Raw genomic sequence first — 9,670 nt, 5'->3', positions numbered from 1 at the left:
GGGGGGGGGGTAATGCAATAAACTTGCAACAAATTAACCATCCGATAGTTACGGAGGGCGGCAATTGCCTTATTGTTGCGCATTGTTGTGTTCATGATTATCTCGAATCGCGACTGCTGGAGCGCGATACGTGGTCCAGAATACTCGTTTCCTCCGAAGCGCGGTAGTCAGGCGAAACCCTGATTTTTCGGCATTCTTAATGATTAGTTTTCATTAAAAATGGCCAACTATGAACTCTTTTACCCGTGAGAGGATGTTCGGACAGGGCAGATAAGAGACGAGAATGCAGAGGAGGGAGCGGGCTGGACGCAAACGCGGAAATCGCATGTAGCTAAAAAACGGATACGCACTCGATGATTCCGGATTTTTCGTGAATAATTGATGTTACGCGGAGCATGGTGGCGCGGGCTTTTTCTGCCAAACGCCCGCAGACGGCGCGGAGCGCCGCCCTGAGACAAGTCTGAGAGGCTCCTCCCTGCCGAAGTGGGCGAGTCGCGTAGGGGCTTCGCTTGCGAAGCCCGTGTATGCAGGAGACGGCATCAAATGGCGGGCGCGGGCGTCGCAAGCGACGCCCCTACCTGCGGGCGAGACGCCCGCGCCACTTTTTCTATAATCCTCCGCTCCGTCGCGTAACTTCAGTGAATAAAAAGCTTGTTACGGAGTGGGCACAGGCGAAGAACAGGATTTCCTGTCACTCCGTCACCACCTGATTGATGCAATGAGTTGCCACCTGCCCGATATTTTGGCTGCACCTGCCGACGAATCTTTTTTCCCGGAGATTTCCGTCGTGCTGCCCTGTCTGAACGAAGTGCGCACGCTTGCCGCCTGTATCGACGTTGCCAAGCAGGCATTCGTGGATCTGGGGGTGCGGGGCGAGGTGGTCGTGGCGGACAACGGCAGCACCGATGGCTCCTGTGATCTCGCCCGCGCACACGGTGCACGACTGGTGCCCGTAACGCCACATGGCTACGGTCACGCCTTGCGCGCCGGCATCGAAGCCGCACGCGCCCCGCTGGTCATCATGGGTGACGCGGACGGAAGCTACGATTTCTCGGGGCCCGCTCTGAAACCGTTTTTGGAGGCGCTGCGGGCCGGTAACGATCTGGTCGTTGGCAACCGGTTTGCCGGCGGCATCCGCTCCGGTGCCATGCCTTGGAAAAACCGATACATCGGCAATCCGTTGCTCTCGGCGTGCGGGCGGTTGTTCTTCCAAAGTCCCTGCCGGGATTTTCACTGTGGCTTGCGCGCGCTCCGCAAGAGCGTCTGGCCGCGTCTGGCGCTGCGGACGGGCGGCATGGAGTTTGCCTCCGAAATGATCGTGCGCGCCTCGCTGCTCGGACTGCGCATGGCGGAGGTGCCGGCTACGTTGTCGCCCGACGGGCGCGACCGGCCTCCGCACTTGCGGCCTTGGCGCGATGGTTGGCGGCACCTGCGCTTCATGCTGCTCTTCAGCCCGCGGTGGTTGTTTCTGTATCCGGGGTTTTTTCTGTGCGGATGTGGCGTGGTGCTCGGCGGGCGTCTGCTCGCCGGTCCGCTGCGTCTCGGAGGAGTGACTCTGGATGTGCATACGCTGCTGTTTTGCGCAATCGCCGTGCTGACGGGGTTTCAGTCGATCCAGTTTTCTGTGTTCGCCAAGGCGTTCGCCATCCGGTGTGGGCTGTGGCCCCGCGACCGCAGCTTCGAAAACCTCATGAGCCGGCTCTCGCTCGAGTCGGGGCTGGTGGTCGGCGTGTGTTTCATTCTCGCGGGCCTTGCCCTCGGCGTGGCAGCGGTGGCCCAGTGGGGCAGCCGGCATTTCGGCGACCTGTCCCCCCAGGAAACGCTGCGCCAAGTGATCCCTTCCGGCATGTTGCTCACACTTGGCGTCCAAATCGTGCTCGGCAGTTTTTTTCTGGGCATCCTCGGCCTCAACGTGCTGCCGGTGCCGACAGAGGATGAAGAGAATGGAAATGCGGCAGGGTCTGCTGACTCAACCTTCAGTCTTTAGACCTTCAGACATTCGACTTTTTAGACTCTCCCCCGCCAGACTCGACTTTCGCCCTTCCACCGCGCACGATCATCCCCTCGGATCAGCGCACGCCTGCGGTTCATTCGCAGACACTTGATCCATTGATCCACTGATCCACTGAACGACATCCTTCGATCCACGTCCCGGCATGATTCACAACTACATCTTTTCCGACGGCAAACTCGTGGGCCATGACCTCGATCTCGACGCCCTCCGCCTCGTCCGCGCCGACAAAGGACTCGTCCTCTGGGTCGATCTCGACCAGCCCACCGACGCCGAAATCAAAGCCGTGCTCGAAGGCGTCTTCTCCTTTCACCCCCTCGCCATCGAAGACTGCGTCGCCCCCAGTTCACTCCCCAAAGTCGAAGACTACGAAGACTACCTCTTCCTCGTCGCCCACCCAGTTGACTTCTCCCAGCCCGAAAAATTCGCCACCACCGAACTCAATTTCTTTATCGGCAAGGAATTCATCGTCACCTTTCACCGCTCCGCCCTCCGCTCCATCATGACCGTCATGGACCGCTGCACCAAAGGCACCGGCCCCATCGCCCGCGGCACCGACCGCCTCGCCCACCTCATCCTCGACGCCATGGTGGACAACTACGCCCCCATCACCGACCGCCTCCGCGTCAAAGTGGAAGAAATCGAGGAAACCGTGCTCAGCCCCGACATGACCGACCTTACCCCCCTCCTCCTCGACGCCCGCTCCGAAATCGCCCGCCTGCGTGAGGTTATCCGACCCCAGCGCGAAGTCATCACCCGCCTCGCCCACGGCGAATCCAAGGTCATCCGCAACGTCATGCTCCCCTACTTCCGCGATCTGCGCGACAACCTCGTGCGCATCGAGGAAACCGCCGCCAGCTTTGCCGACCAACTCCTCATCTCCTTCGACCTCTATCTCAGCAAATCCGGTTACCAAGCCAACGAAGGCATCAAAGTCCTTACCTCCCTCACCGCCATCACTCTCCCCGCCATCATCATCGGCTCCTGGTACGGCATGAACTTCGAAAACATGCCCGAACTCCACATGCCCTACGGTTATGCCTGCGCCGCCGCCATCACCCTCATCTTCACCGGCCTCATGATCTGGTGGTGCCGCCGCCGCCACTGGATTTGAATGAAAAAGCTAAAACGCTAAAAATCTAAAAACTAAAAAATGAAGCACCCAATATCTCCTCTCCGTCCTCTCCACATCTCCGACCGCGTGGCGGGCCTCCCCCCCCTTTCAGCTTTTTAGCGTTTTAGCGTTTTTCAGCATGATCACCACGCTCGTTTTCCGAGACAGCCGCTTCGCCGGACGCAACCCGTCCCTTGAGACCCTCCCCGCTCTGCGCCAGGACCCGTCCGTGATCCTCTGGATCGACCTCTCCGCCCCGACCGACGCCGAAATCAAAACCATCTTTGAAGACCTCTTCAACTTCCACCCCCTCGTCATCGAAGACTGCACCATCGACAGCCCCCTGCCCAAACTCGAAGACTACGAAGACTACCTCTACCTCGTCATGCACGCGGTGGACTACTCCAAGACGGACAAATTCTCCACCACCGAACTCGACCTCCTCTTCGGCAAAAACTTTCTCGTCACCCTCCATCGCCAGCCCCTCCGTCCCGTGGATCTCGCCTTGGAGCGCGCCCTCAAGATGCCCGGCCAGACCGTGCGCGGCCCCGACCGCTTCGCGCACACCCTGCTCGACTTCATGGTCGAGGCCTACAAACCCGCCCTCGACGAACTCACCCGCGACCTCCAACGCATCGAAGTTGACGTCCTGGGCAACGCCCCTGCCGACGAACTCTTCCCCCGCGTCGTCGCTCTTCGCAAAGAACTCTCGCAATTACGCCAGATCGTGAAACCTCAGCGCGAAGTCGCCTCCCAACTCGCCGGCGGCAAATGGCGGCTCATCCGCACCGTGATGATCCCCTACCTGCGCGACCTGGCCGAAGAACTTGCCCGCATCGAGCAACACGCCACCGCCTGGGGCGACCAGCTCATTCTCTCCTTCCGCATCTACCTCAACAAATCCAGCCATCAGGCCAACGAAGGCATTCGTGTCCTCACCGCGCTGACCGCCCTCACCATCCCCCCCCTCCTGATCGGAGGCTGGTATGGCATGAACTTCACCGAAATGCAGACGCTGGAACTTCATTCACGCTACGCCTACCCCATATTCGCCGGTCTCACCCTTCTCAGCGTGCTCGGCATGGCATACTACATGCGCCGCAAAAAGTGGCTGTAGCCGCGCTGACATCCCTGATGCCACCGTGGACGTTTCCGCCGGAGCGGCGGCCTCCAGACCGGTAACCGTTTAGCGAGGGGGGGGAGATGAGACGCGTCAGCGCGTAGCGACCATAAGGAGGGCGGGTCTCCTGACCCGCCAGACGCGGCGCAGCCGCGCCCATCCGGAATCGGAAGGGCGGCGCTTCGCGCCGTCGGCGGGTCGGGAGACCTATACGCGCTAACATGTTGTCTTTACATGGGAGGAGGAAACGGGTAGATAGGTGGGATGAAAAAGACATGGATGACGGAAGAGTGGGGGCTGGTGAAGGGGCTGCTGCCGGAAGGGTGGGAGGTGGCGGCCAGGGAGCAAGGAGCGTTCAAGCAGGCCAAGGGGATAAGAACGGCGGAGGAGTTGCTCAGGCTGATATTGATGCACGCTGGGAGCGGGCTGTCGTTGAGGCATGCGGTGGCGAGGGGGGCGGCGGCAGGGTTGCCGGAGGTCTCGGATGTGGCGTTGCTCAAGAGGCTGAGGAACGCGGAGGGTTGGCTGAGGTGGATGAGCGTAAGGTTGCTTGAGCAGCAGGCCGGACAGCCGAGGTGGTCGAGATTGCCGGAAGGGTGGACGGCGGTGGCGGTGGACAGCACGACCATAGAGGAATCCGGAGCAAGCGGAACGGACTGGAGACTGCATTATGCGATCGGACTGCCCAGCCTGTTTTGCGAACAGGCCGAACTGACCGACAACAAGGGGGGCGAAAGTCTGTGCCGTTACAAGGTGCGCAAGGGGGATTTGTTTTTGGGCGACCGGAATTTTTGCCGAGCCCCGCAGATCAGGCATGTGATGGATCATCAGGGGGCGGTCCTGTTACGCTGGCACAGCACCAGTCTGCCCTTGTTTGACCAGCAGGGGCATGCGCTGGACGTTCCCGCATGGCTGGCCCAGTTGCGTTCCCGTCAGTGCTCCGGACTGCCCGTCTTCCTCAAGGACGGCACCGCCTTGCGCCTGTGCGCCCTTCGCGTCAGCCCACAGGCCGCCCAACGCGAACGAGCCAAAATCAGGCTCAGCGCCAAAAAAAACGGCCGCAAACCCTCCTGCCAGTGCCTGTGCATGGCTGATTACATTGTCGTTGTCACTTCCCTGCCCTCCTCTTGCCTGGCACGAACCGGGGAAAGGGTTGAAAAGGGTTGAAGCGGGGCGAATGCGTCTGAAACAGGGCGAATCGTCACGCGGGCGGAGGAGAACGCAGGAAAGGGTCAGACATGGCAGCGGAGCAAGGGTCGCGGGCATCTCGCGGCCGATCCGCGAGACGCTTGCGAGGGAGCCGCGATGCCGGCCTATTTGGGCAAGATCACGAGTTCACGATAGCGGGCGTTGCGCTTTTTTTCGGCACGGCCTTCGATGCCGTTTTGCCGCGACACCGGAATGATCCGGCAACCGCTGAACAGGTCACGGGCTTGCGGGCAATCCTGATAGGTCAGGAGCCACGATCCGCGCAGTGTCTGCACGTGATGGGCAAAGGTGGCGAACTGTTCCTCACTCCATCCCGCATAGGCGGAGCCTCCAGCATCAAAATAAGGAGGGTCAAAAAAGTGGAAGGCTTCGGGGTAGTCGTAGAGAGCAAGGAAGCGTTGCCAATCCAGGTTTTCGATGGTGACGGTGGCAAGGCGGCGGGAGAGAGATTGAAGGGCCGTCAGGCGATTTTCCGGAAGAGATGCCCCGCGTGTGCGGGTGGGGGCAAAGGTGCGGCCAAGCCCGCCGAAAGAGAGCCGCTGGCAGACATACCAGCGGGCGACTCGCTGGATTTCGGTTAGGCCAGGCTGGGTAAGGTAATCATGGAAATCACGACGAGAATTGGGGACGGTTTCGATCTCCGTGATCAGGGTGTGGAGGTGGTATTTTACGACCCGATAAAAGGCAATGAGTGTGCCGTTGATATCGTTGATGACTTCCACCTCGGAGCGGGCTTTGGCACAGAAAACTGCGAGTCCGCCGCCGAAGACCTCGCAGTAAGTGCGATGCTCTGGAATGAGTGGCAAGAGGTGCTTGAGCAGCCTCGTTTTTCCGCCCGGCTAGGCGATGACCGGGCGCGGTTTGGCTGGCGCCGGCGTGGTGTCGTTTGGTACGTGTTTGGTGTTCACGCGCCGACTCTAACGGAGCGAGGTGGGGCGCGCATTGGCGCTCCGCTTTTGTATCAGGAATTTCTTTACTTATCGCCAGTGTCGCGGAGGCGTTCGGCCTCGGTAGCCTGAATGTAAAGAACCTTTGGACCTCGCCGCTCCCACTTGTCTCGCCGAATCACACCGCCGCGCATCCATCTGTAAACGGTGCTTATGTCCACGCCGAGGGCGGCGGCGAATTGCTTGGGGCGCAACCAGACGACGAGTTCGCCGTCGGGAACGACGCGGATTACGGTGTTGCCCTTTGCGTCCTCACCCACGCGCTCCACGCGAGCCCGCGGGAACAGGTGTAGTTGCGAGAGGTTGTCCTTGTGGTGACGCTTGCGCATGGAGCGACTACCGGTCCAGTCGCTCGATCACATGCGCGATGGCTCGCAGCATGATAAACCACACCCACGAGCCGAAGGCGATGGCAAGGGCGTAGCCCAAGTGATTGACCGCCGCCTCCATCTCTTTTAGGAGAATCCCGTTGATGCAGATGAACACGCCGATCATGCCGGCGACGAGGATTAGCACAGAAGTCACCCGCAATGCGCCAATGTGCCAGGAGGCCTTGGGTGATTCCGGGAGCGTCGGATAGGGGGTGTCGTTCATTTTGTAGTTTATTTTTGGTTACAGATGGGAGATGCTGGCTAGCGGGGATGTATGAATGAAATTTAGGAACCATTGGTTCCCGTTAGGGGTCAATGATCCACCTTGACTCGATCAGAGTGGCACGTGGCAACGACACTGGACTTGCTCCTTCTTCTACGGCGTGGGTGGAGTGCCTCGCTCACGTCCAGAGCAGTTTCGAGAGCCTCACAGAGATCAAAGTAGTTTTCTTTGGCCATCCTTCCGATGGCTCCCAGAAGGGCTCCGAAGGCAGCGGTAGCCTGGGTATCAGTGGTGCAAGAACCGCGCTCGATCAGCGCGGCCAAGCGTTGGCGATCAATACAGTCAACGTCGATGATGTCCGGGCGGGAAGAATTGCCGTCCTTGGGCTTGTTGTTCTTGATGGCGCGTTTCATGGTCAGGCGTGGTTCGTATTCTGATTTTGGTTACAATCGGAGAGGCGCGGGCACTCGATCACGACCTTTTCGACCCAGACTTCGAGGCGGGGGTTTTTATGGTGTTGCCGTGTCCTTGGATGAACGGCGCGGTGTTGTTCGTCACCGTGAAGGTTCCACCTGCGCCGGTCGAAGCGTGTCGCGGCTTTGGTCCAGGTTTCTTGCCCCCTCTTGTTGTGCGCGGAACGTAGGAAAAACCTGCTAGTTCAGGTGGAACGCTTAGTCCTTCCTGTTGGATGTGGCGGCTCAACAGGTCATTACATGGCATACCAAATTTGGCACAGAGGAGGGCTCCGACGTAGGCAGATTTACTAACATTCAGCGATGTCGCTACGTGCTCCAATGCAGCGTTGGCTGCGGCATCTAACAGCAGATTGGCTTTTTCGAGAGAAGAGGGCGCGTCGGGCATGTGGGTTTTAATTGCGCAATTTTATTAGGGGGCAATTTTTTTGTTTGCATTGCGCAGTAATTGCGCAATTAAGGCGCAATGAAAACGACGCGCAAACGAGGACGCCCTCGCGGCAAGAGCAAAATCCCCGTCAACATCTGCCTGACTCCGTCTGCCAGGGGCACCGCAATGCAGGCGGCACACCGTCTCAACCTCTCGCTAAGTCAGTTCATCGAAAGTCTGATCATATCCCGGAAGGAGGTGGCATGAACGCCCGGCTTCCCCTCCCCGACGACCCGCCGACGGTGACGCTGCCCCGGCGGACGCTCGCCTTGATATGCCTCAACGCCTTCGCCGCCGGCTTCCTCACCGCGATCATCGTTACCCTCCTCATCACCCTCTGACTCCCCACTCTGACCATGCCCGAAAAACCACTCAAGTCATCCACCACGCTCACCCGCGACGAGCGTGACCAACTCACCCGCTGCGAAGCCAACATCGAGCGCGGCCTTACCGCCGTCGGCCAAGCGCTCAAGACCATCCGGGATAATCGCCTGTATCGGGAAACCCACGACAGTTTTGACATCTATTGCTACGAGCGCTGGCAAAAAAGCGTCCGCTGGGCGAACTACCAGATCGCCGCCGCGATCTTCGCCGGAGAGCACCCGGAGGCCGAGATTACCAGCGAGCGCCAAGCCCGCGCCCTGCGATCTGGCGGGAGCACCCCGGAGGCGACCTCCCCCGCCGCCACGCCGTCGAAGCCGACGAAAAACGATCGTTACCGCGAACAGATCAGGGCGCTGGCGGAGATGGACCGCGAGGCGCTGGACCGGGCGACACAACAGTCGATTGCGAAGCTGGCGGAGACGATGGCCAAATGGGAGAAGGTCAACCTCTACAGCCGGGAGAACAAGGGCAACAAGGCCCTGCGTGACGAGTATGAGCAGCGCGTGCTGGCGAAGCTGGCGCCCAACGCCCGGATCGCGCTGGATCAACTGGAGGACAACCCGGCGCTGGCCGTCTCCCGCGCCTACGTCGGCGTTTTCGGCTCCGTCAAGAAGGGCGACATCCGCGGCGACACGGACCACCTCGGCAACTTCCACGCTGGCCTCCGGAAGCTGGCGACCTCGTTCCCCCATTGGGAAAAATTCTCCCGCGAGGACAGGGCGCATTTCGTGCAACTGTGGGTGGCGTTGCGCTCCACGATGCCGAAGGCGTTCCTCGACGATCTTGAGGCGTTTGCGCCCGCCCGGAAGGGAGGCCGCTCATGAGCCCCGCCCTGCGCGAGAAGCTCGATAAACTGCTGGCGCTGGCCGATCGCGGCACGCCTGGCGAGGCCGCTGTTGCCTTGGAAAAAGCATGGCGCCTGTGCCGGGCGGAGGGCGAGGATCTCGACGCGATCCGCGGGCAGGCCGCCGCCGGCTCGCTGATCGAGCGCAAGGTATGGGAGGGCGCGGCATGGCGCGACGAGCACCGGCAGGCCGCCGCCATCGTCACCGAGTTTTACGGCGTCTCCGTGCGCCTGGATGCGCGCAGCGATCCGTTCGCTCGGCGGGAGCGCACCCTCTGGTCGTGCCACCTCACCGGCGCGCCGGCCGACGTGGATTTTTCTGAATACGTGTTCGGCTTCCTGCACCCGCATTTTGCGTGGTTGTGGACCTATTTTCGGGGCCGCAACCGGGACCGCTCCGCCTACATCGACGGCCTCGGCGCCGGGCTCTGGTCGGCGCTCACCTACGAGCGCGCCTGCCACGCGCCGGCCCCGGAAGTGCCGGAGGCGTTGGCGACGGCCGACGACGAGCCGGAGGATTGCCCCGCGCCCCGGATGCCCGCCG

At 60.8% G+C, this 9,670-nt stretch carries 12 protein-coding genes and 1 pseudogene; 8 read left to right on the top strand and 5 right to left on the bottom strand.

What is annotated here, in order from left to right:
* The first annotated feature begins 718 nt into the window (after window positions 1-718).
* The 4 genes from OBACDRAFT_RS17240 (at window position 719) to OBACDRAFT_RS17225 (ending at window position 5,412) form a co-directional block, all read left to right on the top strand.
* On the top strand, window positions 719-1,987 hold the full coding sequence (locus tag OBACDRAFT_RS17240) for a glycosyltransferase family 2 protein (RefSeq protein ID WP_081722158.1): 1,269 nt from the start codon (window positions 719-721) through the stop codon (window positions 1,985-1,987).
* 169 nt (window positions 1,988-2,156) lie between these two features.
* The gene (gene corA / locus OBACDRAFT_RS17235; protein WP_043587810.1) at window positions 2,157-3,125 is read left to right on the top strand and encodes a magnesium/cobalt transporter CorA; all 969 of its coding nucleotides are present in this window, start codon (window positions 2,157-2,159) and stop codon (window positions 3,123-3,125) included.
* A 139-nt stretch (window positions 3,126-3,264) separates the two neighbouring features.
* The gene (locus tag OBACDRAFT_RS17230; RefSeq protein WP_043587808.1) at window positions 3,265-4,242 is read left to right on the top strand and encodes a magnesium transporter CorA family protein; all 978 of its coding nucleotides are present in this window, start codon (window positions 3,265-3,267) and stop codon (window positions 4,240-4,242) included.
* Window positions 4,243-4,509: 267 nt separating this feature from the next.
* Entirely contained in the window at window positions 4,510-5,412 is a 903-nt protein-coding gene (locus OBACDRAFT_RS17225; RefSeq protein ID WP_043582672.1) for a hypothetical protein, read from the top strand.
* 146 nt (window positions 5,413-5,558) lie between these two features.
* Here OBACDRAFT_RS17225 and OBACDRAFT_RS17220 read toward each other — a convergent pair.
* The 5 genes and pseudogenes from OBACDRAFT_RS17220 to OBACDRAFT_RS28455 all read right to left on the bottom strand — a co-directional run.
* Window positions 5,559-6,281, bottom strand: a pseudogene (locus OBACDRAFT_RS17220) (DNA adenine methylase); the annotation flags it as partial.
* 146 nt (window positions 6,282-6,427) lie between these two features.
* A complete protein-coding gene (locus OBACDRAFT_RS17215; RefSeq protein ID WP_043587805.1) occupies window positions 6,428-6,730 on the bottom strand; it encodes a hypothetical protein in 303 nt (100 codons plus the stop codon).
* A gap of 7 nt (window positions 6,731-6,737) precedes the next feature.
* Window positions 6,738-6,995 carry a hypothetical protein gene (locus OBACDRAFT_RS17210; RefSeq protein WP_043587804.1) on the bottom strand — a complete coding sequence of 86 codons (258 nt, stop codon included), beginning with the start codon at window positions 6,993-6,995 and terminating at the stop codon, window positions 6,738-6,740.
* Between the two features lie 89 nt (window positions 6,996-7,084).
* Window positions 7,085-7,408, bottom strand: coding sequence for a hypothetical protein (locus OBACDRAFT_RS28460; RefSeq protein ID WP_157837158.1), 324 nt, complete (start codon window positions 7,406-7,408; stop codon window positions 7,085-7,087).
* A 58-nt stretch (window positions 7,409-7,466) separates the two neighbouring features.
* Entirely contained in the window at window positions 7,467-7,856 is a 390-nt protein-coding gene (locus OBACDRAFT_RS28455) for a hypothetical protein (RefSeq protein ID WP_157837157.1), read from the bottom strand.
* 78 nt (window positions 7,857-7,934) lie between these two features.
* Between OBACDRAFT_RS28455 and OBACDRAFT_RS28450 the strand changes: the two genes are divergently transcribed.
* From OBACDRAFT_RS28450 to OBACDRAFT_RS17195, 4 genes are all read left to right on the top strand, one after another.
* The gene (locus tag OBACDRAFT_RS28450) at window positions 7,935-8,105 is read left to right on the top strand and encodes a hypothetical protein (RefSeq protein WP_157837156.1); all 171 of its coding nucleotides are present in this window, start codon (window positions 7,935-7,937) and stop codon (window positions 8,103-8,105) included.
* Window positions 8,102-8,239 carry a hypothetical protein gene (locus OBACDRAFT_RS28445; protein WP_157837155.1) on the top strand — a complete coding sequence of 46 codons (138 nt, stop codon included), beginning with the start codon at window positions 8,102-8,104 and terminating at the stop codon, window positions 8,237-8,239. Before OBACDRAFT_RS28450 ends, OBACDRAFT_RS28445 begins: the two co-directional genes overlap by 4 nt.
* A gap of 15 nt (window positions 8,240-8,254) precedes the next feature.
* A complete protein-coding gene (locus OBACDRAFT_RS17200) occupies window positions 8,255-9,106 on the top strand; it encodes a hypothetical protein (RefSeq protein ID WP_043587799.1) in 852 nt (283 codons plus the stop codon).
* Window positions 9,103-9,670, top strand: a 568-nt coding sequence (locus tag OBACDRAFT_RS17195; RefSeq protein ID WP_043587797.1) for a DUF2786 domain-containing protein, incomplete at its 3' end; no start/stop codon positions are given. The genes OBACDRAFT_RS17200 and OBACDRAFT_RS17195, both read left to right, overlap by 4 nt.

The organism is Geminisphaera colitermitum TAV2, from assembly GCF_000171235.2.
In the GTDB taxonomy this organism is placed as follows: domain Bacteria; phylum Verrucomicrobiota; class Verrucomicrobiia; order Opitutales; family Opitutaceae; genus Geminisphaera; species Geminisphaera colitermitum.
This window is presented reverse-complemented; position numbering and strand designations above follow the sequence as displayed.